Raw genomic sequence first — 22,328 nt, 5'->3', positions numbered from 1 at the left:
ACGGATGACTCTCCTGGAGGGTCAAGTGAACACTCGCTGGTGGTATGTGGTTGCGCTGTTGTTGGGTTTGAGCGGATCGGCTTTCGCGACAGACACGGTTGTGGTGGTCGTCCCCAACCCGCTTGGCGTCTGGCTGATGATGGTAGGTATCGCGCTGCTCGTGGCGGAGGTGGTGCTGCCCAATTACGGTGTGGTCGGGCTGGGCGGCATCACGATGTTCGTGATCGGCGCGGTGATGGTGAGCAATGCCGATGTCCCGGCACCACTGATCATCGGTCTTGGACTGATCAGCGCCCTGCTGTTGATCGCCCTGCTGTTCCACGCGCTGAAAACCCGACCGCGCCACATTGTCAGTGGCGATGCCGGGCTGCTCGGCAGCGTCACGCAGGTGACCGCGTTGCAGGGTCACAACACGCACAAGGGCTGGGTGCATTTGCAAGGTGAACGCTGGCAGGTGCACTGCAAGACACCCTTGCATTCCGGGCAACGGGTGCGAGTGGTGGCACGCAAGGGAACGCTGCTGGAAGTGGCCGCGGCTGACGCGGCGCCGCAAGGAGAATGATCATGGGTCTGCAACTGGGTTTTGCCGCGCTGCTGGTGCTGATGATTGCACTGGCAGGATCGACCTTCCGCATCCTGCGCGAATACGAGCGCGGCGTGGTGTTCCAGCTCGGACGCTTCTGGCAGGTCAAGGGCCCGGGGCTGATCCTGTTGATTCCGGTGGTGCAGCAAATGGTTCGGGTCGATCTGCGGACCGTGGTGCTCGACGTACCGCCGCAAGACGTGATCACCCGCGACAACGTCTCGGTGAAGGTCAACGCGGTGCTGTACTTCCGGGTGCTCGACTCGCAGAAAGCGATCATCCAGGTCGAAGACTTCCTCATGGCCACCAGCCAACTGGCGCAAACCACCTTGCGGGCGGTGCTCGGTAAACATGAACTGGACGAATTGCTGGCCGAACGCGAGCGCTTGAATTTCGACATCCAGCAAGTGCTGGACGCCCAGACGGATGCCTGGGGGATCAAGGTCGCCAACGTCGAGATCAAGCACGTCGACCTCAACGAATCGATGATCCGCGCGATCGCCAAACAGGCCGAAGCCGAACGTGAACGGCGGGCGAAAGTGATCCACGCCGAAGGTGAATTGCAGGCCTCGGAAAAGCTCATGCAAGCCGCCGAAATGCTCGGTCGCCAGCCCGGCGCCATGCAGTTGCGTTACATGCAGACCCTGAGTTTGATTGCCGGCGACAAGAGTTCGACTATTGTCTTCCCGCTGCCGATCGAATTGCTCAAGGGCATGGCGGAATTGTCGTCGAAGAGCTGAGCTGTAGATTCACCTGTGGCGAGGGAGCTTGCTCCCGCTCGGCGGCGAAGCCGTCGTTATTCAGCCGACGAGGTCTGACAAAATACCATTGCCAGTTCAGGGCCGCTCCGCGGCCCAGCGGGAGCAAGCTCCCTCGCCACAAGAAGCGGTTCGCCATTGCTCCAATGCTTCGTAAGGCCCGTGCGCCCAACACTCAACGCGTTCTCTGAGCCGCGCCGAAGCTTCTTGTTGTTTGCCTTCGCTGTCGGCCACAAACGTTTCGGCCGGTTGTTTGGCGTGCTGACTTACAGCGCTGAACACTTGGGTTCGCTGCTCGGCATTCAGTGCAAAAAACCTGGCCAAATGGCCCTCCATGGCGCCCGGCAACTCACGATAGTTGACCGCCAGTCCGGCAAATTCGTGGCAATGTTCAACGCCTAATTGCAGCAGTTTGCCCAAGCGCCGCGCGATGAAATCCTCTCGCCCCTCGAATGCTGCCCCATCGTCCAATGCGCTGGTGCCGATCAGCCCTGGCACCATGTGCAGGCCCGGACGACGCAGGTGTGAGACGGCGATTTCGAGCGGATCGCGGTAGACAAACAGCCAGGGCGTTTCAGCAAAGCACTCACGCAACCGCTTCAGCTCACCGATGTTCCAGGCGTCCAGCTTGATCACCAAGCGTTGTTCCACACCTCGGCGCGGCTGGCCATAGGCCGAGAGCAAACCGCGAATCGCCGCGTTGCGTTCTGCAGGCGGAAGTTCGCTGCGTAGCAAGGCATCCAGTGGTGGTGGTTCGGAAATGACGATGTGGTTGTCGAGTTGCGCCAGCATCTGGCTGATCAGCGTCGAGCCACAGCGCGAGGCGTGAAAAATGAACGCACTCGGCACCAGCCCCGGGCTGATCGTCTGCCAATCACTCAGCACGCTTAGCGGCGTTTGACGGCGGAAAGCCTGGTTGAATGGCAGGCGCAGCGCCTCCTCCACCGCATCGCGGAAAAACGGCTGTCGCAACGGCTGATCACCAAACCAGCACCAATCGACCCGCCACTCCCCGCCCTGTTGCCAGACGCGGATCGGCAACCAGCCGTCGAGGTTCAGGCGCTGCATTGTTCATTCCATTGGCGACGGCCATTGCGCATCACAGCACGCAACTCTTCACGGGAGAACGCCAGGCCATTTTCGGCAGCCAGCTTCAGGGTGGTGGCGATAAAGGCCTCGTTGTCGGTCACGCCCTGCAAGGTCTTGCAGAGCTGCGGATCGTTTTCCAGCAGCCGTCGAAACTGTGCCAGCGCTTGCGCTGCATGACCGACGCCAGGCGCCGGCGTGGTTGAAACGCCCTCGACAATCGCCTGTTCCAACCAAGGGGCGGGCCTGCAATCGATCACCAGATGCACCCGCTCGCGGCTATCGCGATTGTCGACGCTGTGAGGCCGCGACAGGTCGAGAAACCAGCATTCGCCGGCCTCCATCGGCATCCGCAAACCGTCGAGCAGAAAGTCGACGTTCGGTGGACTGAGCAACGGAATGTGCAGCCGCAGATCGGCCTCTGGCCCCTCAAGATCATAGTCGCGGTGCTCGTGAATCCGACTGCCGGGCCCCAGCTTCAGCAATCTTGCCGAGACGATGTCCAATGGTAATTTCTGCAATGCACGCTGCCACCGACCATCGAGCAGCCACGGCGCTCGCAACACCGGTTTTCCATGGCCAGGGGATAGCTCCGTCAGCGCATCAGCCGCGCTGATCAGCGCCACCCCGCTCCAGTCGCCACTGAAATAGTGGCTGTTGAAATGGCTATGCCAGTCGCTGTCCTTGATTTGCGCCAATGCCTGCAACAGTAACGGCAGAGGCACCGTCACCGGCAGGCGGGAAAACGCCGGTCGATTCATCGGTGCGGTAGCACCGCGCATTCGCCGAGCCAGGTCAGTAAGCGATCGAGGCAGGCGTCCACCGACTGCACACCAGTGTCGAGCACCAACGCCGCCGACGCGGGTGGCTCGTAAGGTGCGGAGATACCGGTGAAGCCCGGCAGTTCACCGCTGCGTGCACGGGCGTAATGACCTTTCGGATCTCGCTGCTCGCAAACGTTGAGCGAAGCACTGCACCAGACTTCGCGGTAGTCCTCACCCAAACGCCGGGCGAAGATTTCTCGCAGTTCAACCAACGGCGCAATCATCGCCAAAATAACGATTTGCCCATTCTCCACCAGCAACGCTGCGACCTCACTGGCGCGGCGGATGTTTTCCTGGCGATCCTTGTCGGCAAACCCGAGGTCGCGATTGAGCCCGACCCGCAGTCCATCGCCATCGAGCACCAGGCTGTGCAGGCCGCGTTCGAACAACGCGGCGTGCAGTGCCTGGGCCAGGGTCGACTTGCCTGCCGCCGGTAAACCGGTCAGCAGGATCGCCGCTCCGCGATGGCCATGGCGGTCTTCGCGTTGCGCCCGGCTGACGCTGGCCGTGGGCGCCAGCAGATTACTTGCTTTGGACATGGGCTGTCGGCACCGTGATGTTGCCGGCGGCCCACGCATCCTCGCGGCTGGCCAGTTCCGTGGCGATCGACTGCACTTGGGTCGACTGCACCTGATCCGGCAGTGGGTCGAGCCCGGCACTGGCGAAGATCTGCCCGTAAGCGTTGCGCAAATCCGCGTACGACAGGTCGCGGCGCAGGTCCGCTTGCAGGGTGTTCAGTTCGCCCTGGATCAGCTCCAGTTCGCCGATGCCCGCGGCCTGATGACGATTACGCAACTGGCCAAGAATCTGCCCGTCGATGTTCGACAGCTGCTGGTTGGTCTCGAACTGGCGCAGCGCTTCGCGGTAGTTGGCGTTGGCCACGTAGAGCTGCGCCAGCACCGCGATCGACATTGCCTGACGGCGTGCCTTGGCCACTTCTTCACCGGCCTTGGCCACGTCGATGGCCGCCGGGGCGGAAATCACGTTGAACAGGTTCCAGGTGATTTTTACCCCGTAGTCGGCCCACTTGTCGTTGACCAGAAACGAGTTGCTGTCGTAATGCCCGCCAGCCGAGAGTTCCAGCCCCGGCAGCAGCCGCAGCATGGCTTTGCGGGTTTCGGCGGTGCTGATGCGCGTCTGATAATCCTGCTCGCGCAGTTCCGGGCGGCTGGCCAGGGCTTCCTGCTCAAGGCTGGCCATGCCGACCTTGAGTTCCGGAATCGGGTAATCCTCCGGCGTCGCCAACGTCAACTCGGTGCCCATCGGCAGGTTGATCAGGGTCGCCAGTTCGGTTTTCGCCAGCGACAGTGCCCGCCGCTGTTCTTCAAGCTGGCGCGTGGCTTCGATCAGCGAACGTTGGTAACCCAAGGCCTGCACCGGGTCGCCAATACGCTGCTCGCTCATGCTCTGGCTGTTGTCGCGCGCGGCATCGACCCGCGCCATCAGGCTATCGATCTGCTTGAGCAGGCGTTCAGCGGCCACCGCCCGCCAATACGCCGAGCGCACGTCCTGAACGATGGTATTGATGACCTTGCGCCGGCGTTCCTGAACGATCAGCCGTTGATCGCCCTGCTGCTTGGCGTTGATATAGCTGACGCCGAAGTCGAGGACGTTCCAGACCATGGTCAGGTCGGCGACTCTGCGGTCGCGGTCCTGGGAGGTCGAAGGTTCCAGGGACTGGGTGCCGGTGCGCACGCTCTGGCTGCTGGAGGCGCTGGTGTTGTTTCGCCCCACGTAACCGGCGTCCAGGGCCATGCGCGGCAGCATGTCGAAGCTGGCGAGGTCGAGTTGGCGCTTGGCCAACGCCTCTTCCATGATTTTCAACCGGCCTTCGAGGTTGTATTTCACTGCGCGGGCCATGGCTTGATGCAACGTCAGTGGGCCGCTAAGGGGCTCCTGATCCTTGTACATGCTCGCCAAATCGCTTCTGGCGCGCTGCTCGCTGACACTGCGTTCAATCGGCTCACTGGTTACCGCACATCCGCTGATTGCAAGCGCCAGCAGGCTGGCGCCGAATAGTTTCTGACTTTTTTTCATCCTTGGACCGCCCCTAGGTACCGCACAATTTCAGGTTTTTAGTCAGGCCTGCATTTCGCTGATGCCAACCTGTTGCAACGCTGCAGCCAACGCCTGGATCTGCTGCTTCTCGGCGTTTTCAAGTTGTTGAAGTTGCTCGCCCAAGGTCAGTGCGCCATAGACACCGTGCAGGCCTTGAGCGGCATCGCCGCCGTGCTGGATCGACTTGTCGCCGAACGCATTGAACGAACTGTCGCCATTGCCCGACTCATGACTGAACAGACTCGACAGCGTGCTGCTGCCAAACACCCCGCCATCACCCCCGCCAAAACCCAGGAAGCCGTGAGCGGAGCCATTCCCGCCGCTGTCGCTGCTAGTGAACACCTGAGCGATATAGCTGGGGCTCAGTGCGCCGCGGTTGATGAAAATATCCCCCAGTGGGCGGATGCCATCGCCCAATACCCGCTGTTCGAACAACGGCGCAAAAGTCAGCGGTGAGCCGAGATTGCCGGTCGGCGGTGCGAAGACAATCGGCTGCAACGGTATGTTCGGAGTGCTTTGCGGCGGTGTCGGGTCGCTGACCAAGACCACGACGGCCGGCACCGTGTTGACTGTGAAATTGTTGGAGATCGCGACCCCGGTGCCCGCGTTCCCGGCGCGGTCGGTCACGTTGCTGGTGTCCAGCCCGATGAAGTTGGTCGCATCGCTGATGTTGGCCGCCGGGGTCAGGGTGGCAGTCCAGGTCTTGCCGCCGTTGCTGCTGCTCAGGTTGGTGAGGGTGCCATTGGCCACGCTGATGTCGGACAAATCGAAATGCTTCACCGCCTCGCTGAAGCTGAAGGTCACCTGCGAGGTCTGGCCAACGCCCAGGTTCGGGTTGGCGATGACGATGGTCGCGGTGGGGCGATCACTGTCCAGAGCGTAGTTGTTGGAGATGGCCAGCCCCGTCCCGGCATTACCTGCGGCGTCGTTGACGTTACTGTTGTCGAGCACAATCAGGTTGGTCGCGTCGGTCACGTTCGCCGTCGGCGTGAACGTCGCGGTCCAGGTCTTGCCTCCGTCACTGCTGGCCAGGTTGGACAGCGTACCGTTGGTCACGCTTAGATCGGACAGGTCGAAACCGTTCACTGCTTCGCTGAAGGTGATGGTCACCCCCGAGGTCTGGCCGATGCCCAGCAGCGGTTTGGCAACGACGATGGTCCCGGTAGGCCGGTCGGCATCGAGCACGTAGTTATTGGACAGGCTTACGGTGCTGCCCGCGTTACCGGCGCTGTCCTGCACATTGGCAGTGTCGAGCACGATCTGGTTGGTGGCATCGTTGACCGCGGCGGTCGGCGTCAGGGTCGCCGTCCAGGTCTTGCCGCCGTCGCTGCTCAGCAAATTGGACAGCGTGCCATTGGCCACGCTGAGGTCGGACAGGTCGAAACCACTGACCGCCTCACTGAAAGTGATGGTCACCTGTGAGGTCTGGCCAATGCCCAGCAGCGGATTGGCCACCACAATGCTTGCCGTTGGACGTTGCGTGTCGATGGCGTAGTTGTTCGAGTCGGTGGTGCCCACCCCAACGTTGCCAGAGATGTTCTGCACCCCCGTGTTGTCCAGGGTGATCAGGTTGGTGGTGTCGGTGATATTCGCGGCCGGGGTGAAGGTCGCTGTCCAGGTAATACCGCCATCGCTTGAACTGACCGCGCTCAACGTACCGTTGGCGATGGTCAGGTCAGCGTTGGTGAACCCGCTGACCGCCTCGGAGAAAGTGATGGTCACCAGCGAGGTTTCGCCAATCTTCAGCGCGTTGTCGGCCACCACGATGGTCGCGGTCGGACGCTGGGTATCGATGGTGAAGTTGCCCGAATCAGTGGTGCCGCTGCCCGCATTACCGATCAGGTCGGCCACGCCTGTGTTGTTCAGGCTGATGAGGTTGGTGGGGTCTTTTATGCCGCTGGTGGGCGTGAAAGTGGCGGTCCAGGTGATGCCGCCGTCGCTGCTGCTGACGTTGGTCAGGGTGCCGTTGGACACGCTCAGATCGCTGTTGTCGAACCCCGTCACCGCTTCGCTGAAGGTGATGGTCACCAACGACGTTTCACCGGCCGTGAGGGTACTGTCGGCGACAACGATAGTCGCGGTCGGACGCACGGTGTCGATCGTATAGTTGTTCGAGTCCGTGCTGCCAGTCCCGGCATTGCCAGCCAGATCGGCCACTCCGGTGTTGTCCAGAGTGATCAGGTTGGTCGCGTCGGTGATGCTGGCGCTCGGGGTAAAGGTCGCGATCCAGGTGATCCCGCCATCGCTGCTGCTGACAGCGGTCAGCGTGCCATTGGCAATTGTCAGGTCGGCGTTGGTGAAGCCGGTCACCGCTTCACTGAAGGTGATGGTCACCAACGAAGTCTGGCCAATCCCCAGCGCGGTGTCCGTCACCACGATGGTCGCCGTCGGACGCTGGGTGTCGATGGCGTAGTTGTTGGAATCGGTGGTGCCCGTGCCGACGTTGCCGGAACCGTTCTGCACGCCGGTGTTGTCCAGGGTGATCAGGTTGGTGGCGTCGGTAATGGCGCTGGTCGGGGTGAAGGTCGCCGTCCAGGTGATCCCGCCATCGCTGCTGCTGACCGCGCTCAGCGTGCCGTTGGCAATCGTCAGGTCGGCGTTGGTGAAGCCAGTCACCGCCTCGGAGAAGGTGATGGTCACCAGTGATGTGTCACCAATCTTCAGCGCGTTGTCGGCAACAATGATAGTCGCCGTTGGACGCACGGTGTCGATGGTGAAGTTGGCGGAATCGGTGGTGCCGCTACCGGTGTTACCGGCCAGGTCGGCGACGCCGGTGTTAGCCAGGGTGATCAGGTTGGTGGTGTCTTTTATGCCCGCGGTCGGGGTGAAGGTGGCCGTCCAGGTGATGCCGCCATCGCTGCTGCTGACCGCGGTCAGTGTGCCGTTGGGGATCGTCAGGTCGGCGTTGGTGAAGCCGGTCACCGCCTCGCTGAAGGTGAAGGTCACCAAAGAGGTTTCGCCGGCGGCCAGCGTCGGGTCGGCAAACACGATGGTGGCGGTCGGACGCTGACTATCGATAGCGTAAGTATTGGAATCGGTGGTCGCGGCACCGGGATTACCGGCCAGGTCGGCAATCCCGGTGTTGTCCAAGGTGATCATATTGCCGCTGTGGGTGATGCCGTTCACCGGCGTCAGGGTGGCGGTCCAGGTCACGCCGCCATCGCTGCTGCTCACCGCACTCAACGTACCGTTGTCGATCGTCAGGTCGGCGTTGGTAAAACCGGTCACCGCTTCACTGAAGGTGATGGTCACCAACGAAGTCTGGCCGATCCCCAGCGCGGTGTCCGTCACCACGATGGTCGCCGTCGGACGCTGGGTGTCGATGGCGTAGTTGTTGGAATCGGTGGTGCCCGCGCCGACGTTGCCGGAACCGTTCTGCACGCCGGTGTTGTCCAGGGTGATCAGGTTGGTGGCGTCCGTAATGGCGCTGGTCGGGGTGAAGGTCGCCGTCCAGGTGACCCCGCCATCGCTGCTGCTGACTGCGCTCAGCGTGCCGTTGGCAATCGTCAGGTCGGAGTTGGTGAAGCCGGTCACCGCCTCGGAGAAGGTGATGGTCACCAGTGATGTATCACCCACTTTAAGTGCGTTGTCGGCGACTACGATGGTCGCGGTCGGCCGCACGGTGTCGATGGTGAAGTTGCCGGAGTCGGTGGTGCCGCTGCCGGCGTTACCGGCCAGGTCGGCCACGCCGGTGTTGGCCAGGGTGATCAGGTTGGTCGTATCGTTGATGCCCGCAGTCGGGGTGAACGTGGCCGTCCAGGTGATTCCGCCATCGCTGCTGCTGACCGCGGTCAGTGTGCCGTTGGGGATCGTCAGGTCGGCGTTGGTGAAGCCGGTCACCGCCTCGCTGAAGGTGAAGGTCACCAAAGAGGTTTCGCCGGCGGCCAGCGTCGGGTCGGCAAACACGATGGTGGCGGTCGGACGCTGACTATCGATAGCGTAAGTATTGGAATCGGTGGTCGCGGCACCGGGATTACCGGCCAGGTCGGCAATCCCGGTGTTGTCCAGGGTGATCATATTGCCGCTGTGGGTGATGCCGTTCACCGGCGTCAGGGTGGCGGTCCAGGTCACGCCGCCATCGCTGCTGCTCACCGCACTCAACGTACCGTTGTCGATCGTCAGGTCGGCGTTGGTAAAACCGGTCACCGCTTCACTGAAGGTGATGGTCACCAACGAGGTTTGACCGATTCCCAGCGCGGTGTCTGTCACCACGATGGTTGCCGTCGGACGTTGGGTGTCGATAGCGTAGTTGTTCGAGTCGGTGGTGCCGCTACCCGCATTACCGGCCAGATCGGCGATCCCGGTGTTGTCCAGACTGATCAGGTTGGTCGCGTCGGTGGTGCTGGCGTTCGGGGTAAAGGTCGCCGTCCAGGTGATACCACCATCGCTGCTGCTCACGGCGGTCAGCGTGCCGTTGATAATGGTCAGGTCAGCGTTGGTGAATCCAGTCACCGCCTCGCTGAAGGTGATGGTCACCAGTGAGGTGTCGCCAATCTTCAGCGCGTTGTCGGCCACCACGATGGTCGCGGTCGGGCGCGCGGTGTCGATGGCATAGTTGTTCGAATCTGTCGTACCTGTGCCCGCATTACCCGACAGATCGGCGATTCCGGTATTGGCCAGGGTGATCAGGTTGGTCGCGTCGGTGGTGCTGGCGCTCGGCGTAAAGGTCGCGGTCCAGGTGATCCCGCCATCACTGCTGCTGACAGCGGTCAGTGTGCCGTTGGTAATCGTCAGGTCGGCGTTGGTGAAACCAGTCACCGCCTCGCTGAAGGTGATGGTCACCAGCGAGGTGTCGCCGATTTTCAGGGCGTTGTCCGCGACTACGATGGTCGCCGTCGGGCGTACGGTGTCGATGGCATAGTTGTTCGAATCGGTGGTCCCGCTGCCCGCATTACCGGCCAGATCGGCGATCCCGGTGTTGTCCAGGGTGATCAGGTTGGTCGCGTCAGTGGTGCTGGCGCTCGGCGTAAAGGTCGCGGTCCAGGTGATGCCGCCATCACTGCTGCTGACGGCGGTCAGTGTACCGTTGGTAATCGTCAGGTCGGCGTTGGTGAAACCGCTCACCGCCTCGCTGAAGGTGATGGTCACCAGCGAGGTATCACCGATTTTCAGGGCATTGTCCGCGACCACGATAGTCGCCGTCGGCCGCACGGTGTCGATGGCGTAGTTGTTCGAATCGGTGGTGCCCAGGCCGACGTTGCCCACCGCGTTTTGCACGCCGGCATTGTCCAGGGTGATCAGGTTGGTGGCGTCGGTAATGGCGTTGGTCGGGGTAAAAGTCGCCGTCCAGGTGATGCCGCCATCGCTGCTGCTGACCGCGCTCAGCGTGCCGTTGGCAATCGCCAGGTCGGCGTTGGTGAAGCCGGTCACCGCCTCGCTGAAGGTGATGGTCACCAGCGATGTTTCACCAATTGCCAAAACGTTGTCCGCGACCACAATAGTCGCGGTCGGGTGCGCGGTGTTGATTACGTAATTGCCCGAGTCTGTGGTGCCGCTGCCCGCGTTGCCCGCCAGGTCACTGACACCAGCGTTCGTCAGGGTGATCAGGTTGGTGGTATCCGACACCCCGTCAGTCGGGGTGAACGTTGCGGTCCAGGTGATCCCGCCGTCGCTGCTGCTCACCGCGCTCAAGGTGCCGTTGGCGATGCTCAGGTCGGCGTTGGTAAAACCGCTCACCGCTTCGGAGAAGGTGATGGTCACCAACGACGTTTCACCGGCTGTGAGGGTAGTATCAGCCACCACGATGGTCGCAGTCGGGCGCACGGTGTCGATGGCATAGTTGTTCGAATCGGTGGTGCCGCTGCCTGCATTACCGGCCAGATCGGCGATTCCGGTGTTGTCCAGGGTGATCAGGTTGGTGGTGTCGGTGATGCTCGCGGTCGGGGTGAAGGTCCCGGTCCAGGTGGTGCCGCCATCACTGCTGCTGACCGCCGTCAGCGTGCCGTTGGCAATCGTCAGGTCGGCGTTGGTGAAGCCGGTCACCGCTTCAGAGAACGTGAAGGTGACCAGTGAGGTGTCGCCGATTTTCAGTGCGGTGTCGGTGAACGCAATGGTCGCCGTCGGCCGTACGGTGTCGATGGCGTAATTGTTGGACGTGCTGGTGCCAACCCCGGCTGTGCCCATCGACACGCTCTGGACCCCGGTGTTATCCAGGGTGATCAGGTTAGTGGTGTCATTAATGGCGTTGGTCGGGGTGAGCGTCGCCGTCCAGGTCACCCCGCCATCGCTGCTGCTCACCGCGCTCAGCGTGCCGTTGGCAATCGTCAGGTCGGCGTTGGTGAAACCGGTCACCGCCTCAGTGAAGGTAATGGTCACCAGCGAGGTCTGGCCGATGTGCAGGGCGCTGTTTGCCACCGCGATGGTAGCGCTCGGTGCCGGTGCATAGGCGGTGTTCACGGTGCCGCCGTCGTTGAAGATATTGTTCACGGCCGCCACGCTGGCACCGGTACTACCGCCGCCCAGTGCCGGGCCGCCGGAGCCACTGCCGCCGACGTTACCGGACAGCGCCGCGAAGTTGGCGGCGGTCATCAGTACCGTACCTTTGTTCCAGATCGCACCGACGCCTTTACCGGCTGCACCACCGGAGTCTGCGGAACCGCCCAGGCCACCACCGCCGCCACCGCCACCACCGGCGGCGATGTTGCCGGAAATCACCGAAGTGCCAATGACCGTCAGGGTGCCGCTACTGGCGTTGTAAATACCACCGGCAGCCGATGCCCCGGCCCTGCCGGGCTTGTCCCAACCGGAGCCGCCACCGCCACCGCCGATGGAAATCGTGCCGTTGTTCGCCGTACCGCCCGCGCCACCGTTGCTGTAGTTGGCAGCCCCTACGCCGCCCGCGCCACCGCTGCTGCTACCGCCGCGACCGCCCATGTAGTTGGGGTTGTAGCCGCCACCGTTACCGCCCGTGTTGGCACTACCACTCGTACCGCCGTACACACCCGTGCCGAAACCGGAGGTGCCACCATGACCGCCGCTTTGCCCGCCCAACGCACCGCCACCGCCGCCACCGCCGCCGACCGCGCCACCGACGTAAGGTGAGGTGACCCCGCCACCGCCACCGCCGCCCGAAGCAGCGTTGCTGGTCACGGTGACGTTCTTGAGAGTCAGGTTGCCGGCGTTGAAAATACCACCGCCCATGGACGCCGTGCCGTCCATACCGGCGGCAGCACCATTGCCGGCCACCAGGCCTTGTTTGATGATCAACCCGTCGAGGGTCGCAGTGACCCCGGAAGCGACCTGAAGCACCCGGGTCTTGTACTGACCGTTGAGGGTCACATCGGCAATGCCGTCGTGGTTCAGGTCACCTTCCAGCGTGACGTCCTTGGTAATGGTCAGTTGCGCGTTCAGATTGACCGTCATGGTGGTGCTGAACGTCACCGTGTCACCCACCACCGAATCGCTCAGCGCCTGGCGCAATGAGCCGACCCCACTGTCACCGTTGTTGGTGACCGTCAGGGTCGCCAGGCTGTACTGATACGCAGCCATGGACTGGGCCGACAGCACGTTATGGCTCTCGATGCTGCCGGTGGCGATTTCCAGATCCCAGTCACCGCTCACACCGGTACGGTTGTTCGACGCGGCGATATCACGCCCGGTAAGTTGCGCCAGCGAGTCGACAAAGCTGATGCCCTTGTCGCCTGCAGCGGTGTTACAGGCGTAGATCAAAATGTCGCCGCCGACGTTCATGTCATTGCCGATGCGCGCCAGCACCGCGCTGCGAGCCGCCACGTTATCGGCCGACAGGTAAGTGTCGCCCAGCCACAAGTCGCCGCTATTGCCGTGGGCGATGATTTCCACGGTACTCACACCGTGGTGGGTATCCAGATAATCGGCGATTTGTTGCAAGCCGTCCTTGGTCGCGTCGAGCTGGACCACCTGGGTGCCAGGCGCCACACCTTTGAGCAGGCTATCGGCGTCCTTGATACGTGAATCGACGAACACCACGCTCTGACCGGGCACGGCGGTGGGCGTCGCAGCGGGCGCGGGCGTAGCCGCTGACGAGTTGTCCGCTTGGCCGTGGGTGTCCTTGCTGGCCACCGGGTGGTCGGTAACCGGTGCCTTGGCAGCGTCCGCCGTGGCGTGGCTGTCGGCTTGGGCGGCAGTATCGGCAACCGTGGCCGCCACTGCGCCGTCGAACAGCATTCGCGGTTCCAGGGGCATGATCATTGGCGATGCCAGAACGCGTGCGCCTTGGAATGTTTGCGACTTGCCTTTGCTCCACCACATGCTGCTCACCCGGATTCGAACTTTTATTACCGCGCAAATAAAAACGCCGCAATCAACTGATCGCGGCGTCGGCTTTCATGCGAATAACGTTGGCGGCGCTGGCTGAGCCATCGTGCCAAAAGGACAATTCTGCGTATTTGTCGAACAGGTCCGGCGGCAGGATCGTGCGCCGAGGCTCCAGTGCGACCGAGCGCTTGACCTTGTGCAGCCCCGATACCCCGAGTGCCTGGTCGAATTCCGGCGCATCGTAGGCGAGGTTGTTGAAATCGTGCTCGAACCAGGGTTCGCCAATGAAATCGTAGATCAACCGCATGACCCGGTCAGGCGCCTGGCTCAACAGATCGTAATCGACGATCAACAGCGAATCGGCGTTTTCGCCGTAATAAGCCTCTTTCAGCGCGGTCCAGGCAAAGCCCACCAGACGATTGCGCTGGGCCAGGGTTTCACAACGACTGTAAACGGTATGGCGCTCGATTTCGTCATTGAACAGCTTGGTGTTCTCGAACGGATTGGCGCGGTACAGACGCTCAAGGCTGTCCATCACCCAGGCGACATTGCGCACACAGGCAATGGTTTTGGCCTCGGGAAACAGTTCCCGTAGCGCAGGCTGACGCGAGCACCATTGGCGATTGGTATCGAAGATAACGGGTGTATCTGCCTGATCGGCATAGAAGGAGTCGAATAGACCGCGCAATAGACGACGGCGTAGCGGAGTGTCGATCACCGCGCCAAATTCGCTGCCGGCACTGCATTGCTCCAGGACGCTGGTGAACAGCGAGCCGACGGGGCTGGTCATGCCGGCATGAAAACGCGGGTTCTGCAACAGGATTGCAGAAAGCAGGGTCGAGCCTGAGCGCGGCAAGCCGGAGATAAAGTGGAACTTCTGCATCCCTTCACCGTAGTCGGAAGTCCTTTTGTAAGACAAAGCGTAGACTACGATTTTGGATCCGACTAGTGGGCTTTTGATATCAAATCGGAGCAAAAACCTTTCAGAAGGTGTGGTTGTAACGAATGTGGACAGAATGAAACGTTTAAGCTGATCAAGTACGGTCTTCAGCTGTAACGCGCTTCTGTAGGAGCGGGGGGCGCCTAGCTCTTGCCCGCGATGGGTGCGCCGCAATACTTAAGACATACCGCGTCATCGTTCATCGCGGGCAAGCCTTGCTCCTACAGATTTACAGGTTATTTTTTAGGGCTGTTGATGACAAACAACCGTGCCCGCGCATTGCCGGCGACTTTTTCGCTGATCTTCTGCCAATCGGCGGGCAACGGTGCGAACTCATCAGGTTGGTCAGCGGTGCTGAACAACCACACACGGTGCGTTTCGGGCGGCAGATCGGTGAGCCGATCGAGGTAAATCTTGTCGGCGGCTTCCTCTACCAGCGTACCGAAACCGTAGGCATTCGGGCGACTGGACGTGCCATTGGCTAAGGGCGGAGTAAAGAGTCGTGGCTGGACGACGGTGCGATCGTAGTAGACGTACGGCATATACCAGAGCAGATCGCTGATGACGACCTGATCACCCGGCTCGTAATGCTGATTGATGAACTCCACCGTCACATTGAGCTGGTCATTCGGATCGACCATCGCGTTGTTTTTCAGGCCCACCCCTTCAATACCGATAAACAGCATGAGAAATGCCAAGGCCAGCACCCGAGCCCCTTTTTTCAGGCCATCGACGCTCAGGGCGATGATCAGCGGTAACCCCAGCGCGTAGGCCGTCACGTAGCGTTCGATAAACACCGGCGAAATGAACGACACCAGGAAAACCAGCACCAGCGGCACCACCGCGTAAATCGCCAGCAAGGCACTCCAGCGGTAGGCGCTACGATCACGCAGCACCGTCGACACGATCACACCCAGCAACAGCACCGGCAGTGCGAAAAACACCGACCTGGGCAGGAAGTCATCATCGCTCTGGATCATGAAGGTCCAGACCATGGACGGCAAAGAGCTAAGAGTGACCGGATCTTCCCAGCCCACATCGCCGCTGGCCTTGAGTTCCGGCATATGCTGAACCAGGCTCAGCAACTGCGGGAACCACGGTAGAAACAGCAGCACGATCGCCGCATTGGTCAGCCACCAGCCCGGGCGGTTGATATGCCGCAACCGCTCGCCTGGCTGCACCCGCAGCACCAGCAGGTACAACCAATGGGCAATCACGCACAGGGCCGTGAAGTAGTGGGTGTAAAACCCGGCGGCCATCAGCACTGCATAGATCACCAGATACCGTGCACGCTGGGGCTGTTTGACCCAATACACCAGTGCAATGGTCGCGCCGAGCAGCAACACGCCCAGCAGCGAATACATCCGCACTTCCTGGCTGTAACGCACCGCCGAGGGGAATAGCGCCAGCAACAACCCGGCCAGCAACGCCGCCCGCGGGTTGGCGATCAACCGTACCAGCCAGACGCCCATTGCCACCGTGGCGATCCCCGGCAGCGCACTCAGGCCGCGAATCGAGAGCATGCTGTCGCCAAACAGTTCGATCCAGCCGTGCAACACCATGAAGTAAAGCGGTGGATGCACATCACGGGCCGCGTGGAACCAGATCCCGGCCAGATCGTACTGGCTCATCAGCAGGCTGGAGCCTTCATCGCCCCAAATCGCCGCGGCTGTCAGGTCGTAAAACCGCACGAACGCCGCCAACAGCAAAATTGGCCAGATCCCGTAATCGGTCAGCCATTGAAACAGACGCGCCGAGGCCGCCAGCCGAGTGCGCGCAGCACACGCATCAGGCTTGCCGGCAAGCTCTGTTTCTCTTCGGTATTCCATCTGTCCCCCTGGGTGATTGATAAGGCCCTATAAGGCTTGGACCTCGAATTGGGTGTGGATGCTGCCCCATTCCCTGCACGCACGCAATGTAGCGGCATTCGTCTTTGCGGCTACGCTGATCGGTGGTCGGCGGACACGCCGGCCTCCTCCAAAAAACACAGGGATAACAACCATGGAAGTGTTTACCGGAACCATCCAGACCTTCGCTTTCAACTATCCTCCCAGCGGCTGGGCGTTGTGCAACGGGCAGACCATGCAAGTCGGCCAGTTCCAGGCGCTGTTCGCCTTGCTCGGCACCAATTACGGCGGCAACGGCACGACAAACTTCATGCTGCCGGACCTGCGCGGTCGCCTGCCTTTGTGTCAGGGGTTGGGCTTGAACCTCACTCCACGGGTGATCGGCACCGCCTCCGGCGCCGAAAAAACCTCTGCCACGGTGAGCAACCTGCCCATTCACACACCCACGGCGACCGCCGTCGGCACTCCTAACCTGACGGCCAGCACCACCGTCAACCTGGCCAGTGTCGCTGCCACCCCCGCGAGCGTGCCCTCAACGACCAATGCCTTTATCGGTGCCTCCAGCGGCGGCCCGGGCACGGCCAATATTTACTCCACCGCACAGGGCACTGCGCCCGTGCCGCTGCAAGGTGTCAGCACCTCCGTTGGCGGCACCGTCAACGTCGCCGTCTCCGTAGCGCCCATCGGCGGTGGCGTGCCCATGGACACGATGAACCCGTTCCTGGTGCTGAACTTCAGCATGTGCCTCAACGGTCTTTTCCCGTCTCGCAACTGAACATGCCGCCGGGGCCCAAGGCCCCGGCTCTTTACTTTTCTGGAGCCAGGCCATGCAGCAACAGGTCAACAGCGATCATTTTCGACAGCTATTGGAAACACCCACCAGGCTGTACCTGGAGGATGGCAGCGAACTGTCGGTGATCATCGAATTGGTAGAAGACGTACCAAAGGCACGCTTGTCAGAGGGCAGCCGAATGCCTTTTGGGGTGACCTTGAGCAGCCCGGACCTCACTTCGTTCGTCGATGGACTCTGTGCGATCGACTTGCCTGGGCTGGGCCGCATCGAAGGCATATTCGTATCGCGCACCCTGGCGCTGGGGCGCGACGCAAGCCGGGCGTATTTCTACATCACCTTCAACTGACCAGAATCTGCGGCTGGCCGGGATACCAGACCAGGCGTTCAGCCGCGACACTTTGCTCCTCGACCTGAAACCCCAGCGCCAGATAATGCTGGCGCGCATGGGGGTTACTGGCCCAGACCACCGTGCTCACCGGGCAGCGCACCTGTTCGGCGGCTTTTTGCACGCCTTGCAGCACCGTACGGCCATAGCCCTTGCCGCGGGCCGACGGAATGAACGCCAGGTACAGGACACGAATTTCGTTGCTGCCAAACTCGGCGCTCAAGGCGCCAATCGGGGTGTCGAGTTTCTCGACCACATAATGCATCGCGTTGGGGAAGTGCTCCCCGGTGCCCTGCTCCTGCACCCGAAACTGCTGGGCGATGACTTCCTCGACCAGCTCGCGTTCGCCGTCGATCCATTGCAGATCGGGGCGCGCCGCATGATAGAGGCTTTCCAGAAACGGCCCATCGGTTGCCCGTGAAGGGCGCACCACCAGACCGTCTGCGGCATTGGCATTGTTGTTCAGCATCGTGATGCTCCTTGCGCTAAAAACCACTCTCCCTCACGCCCAACGCCGCCAACCGGCGCCAGGCCGTCCCCAGCAACGACTCACTGCCGCCCTGCAACACCACCAGCCCCCGCAATGGCTGCACCGGGGTGGCAATGCTGTCGAGGACTTTGAGCCGCACCGCGTATTGCGCTTGCACAGGCTCGGCGCGCTGGCTCTGATCGCGGCGCACGGCAATCGGCCCGTGGTGGTCGGAGGTCAGCGCTTCCTGATCCACAACCGCCGCGCCATTGGTGTCGATTTCAGTCAACTCGACCGCCACCGCCGGGTGCATCGGGTCCTCGGCGATAAACCGTCCCGTCGCACCGGGTGCAACCCGCCACAGCTCGGCTTCGGCCAGATAACCGCGCAACCGCGCGCCCTCTTCGACAACCCGGGCCAGCGTCTCCTTGGGTGACAACCAGCGGCCAACAGCCAGTTGCGGCAGCAGATCGCGCACCTGACCGGCCTGGGGCGCCCGCAGCAGCAGGCGCTCGCGCTGCGCCGCCAAACCGCGATATTCGGCCACCGCCTCTGCCAGCCGCTGTTCGACGATGCCGGCATCGGCGGCGGTTTCGCTGCGTCCGGCCTGACGGCGCATCTGCAATTGCTGGATCTCGATTTCCCGGCGCGCGATGGCCTGACGCGAATCCAGGTCCGGCGACTCCAGCTCAATCAACACATCGCCCTGGGCGACGATTTGCCCGTCGCGGACATTCAACTGCTTGACCCGTGCCGCCACCGGCGCATGCAAGGCACTGACCCGGCCAGCCTCGAGCATGCTCGGCAATTCCACCGCGCTGCGCCACGGCAACACCAACACGGCAATCACCGCCAACAACCCCAGACCACTGAGCAACGCCCGCGGTGCATGGGCCTGTTCGCGGCGGCTCCACCATTCGCGCCATTCACGTGCAATTGGCAGGAAGATGAACCACACCAGCTCGACCATCATCAGGAAGATCCCCAACAACTTGAAGAACAGGTGATACACCGCCAGCGCAATCCCGAAAAACAGCACCGCGCGCCACAGCCACGAGCCATATCCCCACCACAGCAAACGCCGCTGCATCGACGGCGACCAAGGCTCCGGTGCCGGCGCGCCGTAACCGAACAGCGCCTCGCGCAATCGCCAACGACACAAGGCAAATGCCCGGCCCTGAAGGTTGTCCACTTCCCAGAAGTCGCTGAGCAAAAAATAACCATCGAAGCGCATGAACGGGTTCAGGTTGACCGCAAGCGTAGTGAGCCAGGTCGCGCTGGCGAGCATGAACGCCGCCGTCCGCGCCGGCCCGTCCGGCAACAGCGACCAGGCGAGCAAGGCGATACACGCCAGCAGCAACTCGGCGAGCACCCCGCCCGCGCCGATCAGCAACCGCGCGCGCCGATCATTGACCCGCCAGGCGTCACTGACGTCGGTGTAAAACATCGGCAGCAGCACCATGAACGCCACCCCCATGCTCTGCACCCGACAACCGGCGCGCTTGGCCATGAAGGCGTGGCCGAACTCATGACAGAGCTTGGCAAAGAACAACGCCACCCCGAACGCCAACGCACCGCCAAGACTGAACAAGTGCGGGAAGGTCGCGATAAAGCGCTGCCAGTCCCGCGATACCAGAAATACCCCCAGACCCAGGGTCAGCGGCAAACCATAACGCAGCGCTCCAGGACCAAAACGCGCGAGCCATGGCCAGGCACGATTGAGGAAAGCGTCGGGGCGCCACAGTGGAATCCGGAAGAACAGGTATTGATGCAGCAAGATCTGCCAGACACTCTGACGTTGCGCCGCGGCCTTGAGGCCATAACTGTCGCGCTGTTGCGGGTCAAGGGCGGAAATCAGGTCGTGGGCGCGCAGAAAACTCAGCAACTGCTCAAGCTCAGCGACGTCCAGAGGCAAGCCCGGTTCGCGATTGGCGGCGCGCAGCACTTGCTCGGGATCGCCCAAAGACCAATGACGCAGCAAGCGCATGGCCGCGGCACCGAGCTTGAAGTAGCGCCCACGCAGCGGGTCGGCCAAGGTCCAGCGCGGTGATCCGTCCAGCGCCGGGGCGGCCATCTGCAACTGTAAATCGGCACGCAGGCTGGGCAATGTCATCTAGAGACCTACACTTTGGCGCAAGCCGGCCAGCGGCTTGCGCAACAGGTACAGCGCCAGCGGCGCGCGATCGCCGAAGATTTTCGCCGTACCGCGCAAGCCGATACGCGGCGGCGCGGCCTCGAAACTGGCATCGAGCCGATACGCCAACTGGCCGCCGGCCGTCGGTTGCGCTTCATAGGCCGAGCGTTCGAGTCTGGCCGAATGCCGTTGCAACGGATCGCTGTCGAGAAACAGCGCCACCTGCGCGCCCGGCTCCAGTGCAATCGCATCACCCACCGCCAGTTCGATGCGCAACTCCGCCTGGCTCGGGTCGGCGATTTCCATCAGCCGCTCGCCGGTCTGCACCGGTTTGCCGGTCCAGCGTTCGGCGTCGGCGAACACCGCAATGCCATCGCGCTCGGCACGCACTTCGCTGCGTTTGAGCAGTTCATGGGCGTAATCGCGTTCGGCACGCTTCTGCTCGACCCGTGCGGCCAGCAAATCAATTTTCGAACTCGACTCGGCGTCGGCAAAGGCGCGCTGGGCGTTGGCCTTGAGCTCGGCTTCCGCCACACCCAAGGCCCGATCGGCGACATCCGCCTGGGCTTTGAGCGTGGTGCCTTCGAAACGCAGCAACAGGTCGCCAGTCTTCACGCTCTGGTTGGGTTTGACCAGGAACTCGGCGATTACCCCATCCAACGGTGCCGCCACCACCCGACCGCCGAGCGGCACGACTTCGGCCGGCGCCAGCACCGACTGGCGTACCGGAATCAACAAGCCCAGCACCAGCACCGCCGCCAAGGCGACCTGACGTTTGCGGGTCCAGCGCAAGCGCCACGGTTGACGCGGTTGCAGCGCCAGCCAGGCGTGACTGTAGGTGTCACCGAGTTGCGACAACAGCACTTGCTCGGACGGATTCCACGGTACATCGCGAGCCAGCCACACACCGCCGAATACCTGGCCCTGGCGATCAATCAGCGGCAGCCAGAACACCTGTGCGGCAGAAAGACTTTGCCAGTCGGCCTGAATCGGGCCGCTTAACGCAGAGGCCGGTATAACCCGCGCCTGCTTCACCAGTTCGAGCTTGAACAACTGCGCCACCGCTTGCTCGACGAACGCTACAAACGGCGCATTCGGTTCCACGGCACTGACACCGGTAATCGCCCGCACCTTGCCGGCAATCAACAGCGCCGCATGACGAAAACCGAACAAGGATTGACCGTCATTGGCCAGGCTGTAAGCCAGTTGGTCGGCAGTGCGCGCGGCGCGGGTCTGGCGCTCCAGCTCCAGAAAGCGCGCGAAGACCTGCTCGGCGCCACCCGTGACGGGCGCGTTCATTTGAGCTCCGCGAAGCGCGCCGTGCCGCTCATCCCGGCCAGCAAGCCACTGGCGTTGGGCACCGTTGCAACCAGCAGCAAGGTCTGGCTGCCTTCGTCAATTCGCGCGCCAAGGCGTTTTACCGTGGCATCGAGTGGCTGGCCGGTTTCATCGGGGATGAAGCTGAAGGTCTGCCCGGGCTTGAGCTTGCTCATCCAGCGCGAAGGCACCAGCAGATGGATTTCCAGGCTACGGTTGTCGACGATGTCCAACAGCGGCGCACCGGCGGCGACGCTTTCATAACGCTGAACCTTGCGTGCGACGACCTGGCCGTCAAACGGCGCGACGACGCTGCAGCGTTTGACCTGAACCTGATACACCTGAGATTGCGCCTGGGTTTCGCTGAGTTTGGCTTCGGCTCGCGCCACTTCAAAACGCCCGACCGAGTTCAACGAAGCGAGTTGTTTGTTGTGGGCCAACTCTTCGCCGGCCCCCCGGCTGGCGGCCTGCGCGGCGTTGAGCTGCGCCTGAAAGGCCGAACAGTCGAACCGCGCCAGGGTATCGCCCTTTTTGAAGGACTCGCCTTCACTGAACGGCAACTCGACAATTCTGCCGGGCAGTTCACTGGCAAGCACCGCTTGATCGCGAGCACGCAACACACCGCGGGCTTCGCTGCTGGTTGTCGCATGACTGCCTGTGCTGGTGCTTTCCAGGAGCGGATCGTCTGGCACGGGCGTTTGCGCCTGTGATACGCCTGCCAGCCCGATCAAACCTAACGCCAAACCACGAAAACGCCGCATAGCCATGTCTCCCTGACAGATGGTCGGAGTCTAAGACAGCTTCGACCAGCGTCAAGCAATTAGCCATCACTGCCCGAAATTGCGGCTCGGCACTGCAAATTCGAGATCAGCGCGCGGTATGATCACGGCCTCGATTTC

At 62.1% G+C, this 22,328-nt stretch carries 15 protein-coding genes; 4 read left to right on the top strand and 11 right to left on the bottom strand.

All coding sequences use genetic code 11. The annotated features are described in order from the left end of the window. Positions 1-25 precede the first annotated feature (25 nt). Together AO353_RS11325 and AO353_RS11320 are read left to right on the top strand one after the other, a co-directional pair. Positions 26-562 carry an NfeD family protein gene (locus tag AO353_RS11325; RefSeq protein WP_054595017.1) on the top strand — a complete coding sequence of 179 codons (537 nt, stop codon included), beginning with the start codon at positions 26-28 and terminating at the stop codon, positions 560-562. A gap of 2 nt (positions 563-564) precedes the next feature. Continuing rightward, positions 565-1,323, top strand: a complete 759-nt coding sequence (locus AO353_RS11320) for a slipin family protein (RefSeq protein WP_054595016.1) — start codon at positions 565-567, stop codon at positions 1,321-1,323. Positions 1,324-1,419: 96 nt separating this feature from the next. On the opposite strand, the gene AO353_RS11315 is transcribed toward AO353_RS11320, so the two are convergent. The 7 genes from AO353_RS11315 to AO353_RS11285 all read right to left on the bottom strand — a co-directional run bounded on the left by AO353_RS11315 (position 1,420) and on the right by AO353_RS11285 (position 16,313). Next, positions 1,420-2,409 (bottom strand): aspartyl beta-hydroxylase, encoded by a 990-nt coding sequence (locus AO353_RS11315; RefSeq protein WP_054595015.1) that lies wholly within the window; start codon positions 2,407-2,409, stop codon positions 1,420-1,422. After that, positions 2,397-3,188: an aspartyl/asparaginyl beta-hydroxylase domain-containing protein gene (locus AO353_RS11310; RefSeq protein ID WP_054598213.1), complete on the bottom strand. Its 792-nt coding sequence runs from the start codon at positions 3,186-3,188 to the stop codon at positions 2,397-2,399. The genes AO353_RS11315 and AO353_RS11310 overlap by 13 nt, the downstream gene beginning before the upstream one ends. Beyond that, a complete protein-coding gene (cysC, locus tag AO353_RS11305) occupies positions 3,185-3,790 on the bottom strand; it encodes an adenylyl-sulfate kinase (protein WP_054595014.1) in 606 nt (201 codons plus the stop codon). The genes AO353_RS11310 and cysC overlap by 4 nt, the downstream gene beginning before the upstream one ends. Continuing rightward, on the bottom strand, positions 3,774-5,288 hold the full coding sequence (locus tag AO353_RS11300) for a TolC family protein (RefSeq protein ID WP_054595013.1): 1,515 nt from the start codon (positions 5,286-5,288) through the stop codon (positions 3,774-3,776). Before AO353_RS11300 ends, cysC begins: the two co-directional genes overlap by 17 nt. A 42-nt stretch (positions 5,289-5,330) precedes the next feature. Further along, positions 5,331-13,538 (bottom strand): Ig-like domain-containing protein, encoded by an 8,208-nt coding sequence (locus tag AO353_RS11295; RefSeq protein WP_081013723.1) that lies wholly within the window; start codon positions 13,536-13,538, stop codon positions 5,331-5,333. Between the two features lie 52 nt (positions 13,539-13,590). Then, positions 13,591-14,427, bottom strand: a complete 837-nt coding sequence (locus AO353_RS11290) for a sulfotransferase family protein (RefSeq protein ID WP_054595011.1) — start codon at positions 14,425-14,427, stop codon at positions 13,591-13,593. 293 nt (positions 14,428-14,720) lie between these two features. Further along, complete coding sequence (locus tag AO353_RS11285; protein WP_054595010.1) at positions 14,721-16,313, bottom strand: glycosyltransferase family 39 protein; 1,593 nt, start codon at positions 16,311-16,313, stop codon at positions 14,721-14,723. A 172-nt stretch (positions 16,314-16,485) separates the two neighbouring features. Between AO353_RS11285 and AO353_RS11280 the strand changes: the two genes are divergently transcribed. Both AO353_RS11280 and AO353_RS11275 read left to right on the top strand, forming a co-directional pair. Next, positions 16,486-17,106, top strand: coding sequence for a phage tail protein (locus tag AO353_RS11280; RefSeq protein WP_054595009.1), 621 nt, complete (start codon positions 16,486-16,488; stop codon positions 17,104-17,106). A gap of 52 nt (positions 17,107-17,158) precedes the next feature. Next, the gene (locus AO353_RS11275) at positions 17,159-17,470 is read left to right on the top strand and encodes a DUF6916 family protein (protein WP_054595008.1); all 312 of its coding nucleotides are present in this window, start codon (positions 17,159-17,161) and stop codon (positions 17,468-17,470) included. Here the strand turns inward: AO353_RS11275 and AO353_RS11270 are convergent. Genes AO353_RS11270 through AO353_RS11255 form a run of 4 tightly spaced genes read right to left on the bottom strand, consistent with a single transcriptional unit; the run spans position 17,463 to position 22,190 of the window. After that, entirely contained in the window at positions 17,463-17,978 is a 516-nt protein-coding gene (locus AO353_RS11270; RefSeq protein ID WP_054595007.1) for a GNAT family N-acetyltransferase, read from the bottom strand. The two genes, AO353_RS11275 and AO353_RS11270, sit on opposite strands and share 8 nt — an antisense overlap. A gap of 16 nt (positions 17,979-17,994) precedes the next feature. Continuing rightward, positions 17,995-20,091, bottom strand: coding sequence for a biotin/lipoyl-binding protein (locus AO353_RS11265; RefSeq protein WP_054595006.1), 2,097 nt, complete (start codon positions 20,089-20,091; stop codon positions 17,995-17,997). After that, positions 20,092-21,411, bottom strand: coding sequence for an efflux RND transporter periplasmic adaptor subunit (locus AO353_RS11260; protein ID WP_054595005.1), 1,320 nt, complete (start codon positions 21,409-21,411; stop codon positions 20,092-20,094). Further along, positions 21,408-22,190: an efflux RND transporter periplasmic adaptor subunit gene (locus AO353_RS11255; protein WP_054595004.1), complete on the bottom strand. Its 783-nt coding sequence runs from the start codon at positions 22,188-22,190 to the stop codon at positions 21,408-21,410. The genes AO353_RS11260 and AO353_RS11255 overlap by 4 nt, the downstream gene beginning before the upstream one ends. Between the last annotated feature and the right edge of the window lie 138 nt (positions 22,191-22,328).

The organism is Pseudomonas fluorescens (genome assembly GCF_001307155.1).
Lineage (GTDB): Bacteria > Pseudomonadota > Gammaproteobacteria > Pseudomonadales > Pseudomonadaceae > Aquipseudomonas > Aquipseudomonas helvetica.
The sequence above is the reverse complement of the archived record's forward strand: the minus strand, read 5'-3'. Positions and strand labels throughout refer to the sequence as shown.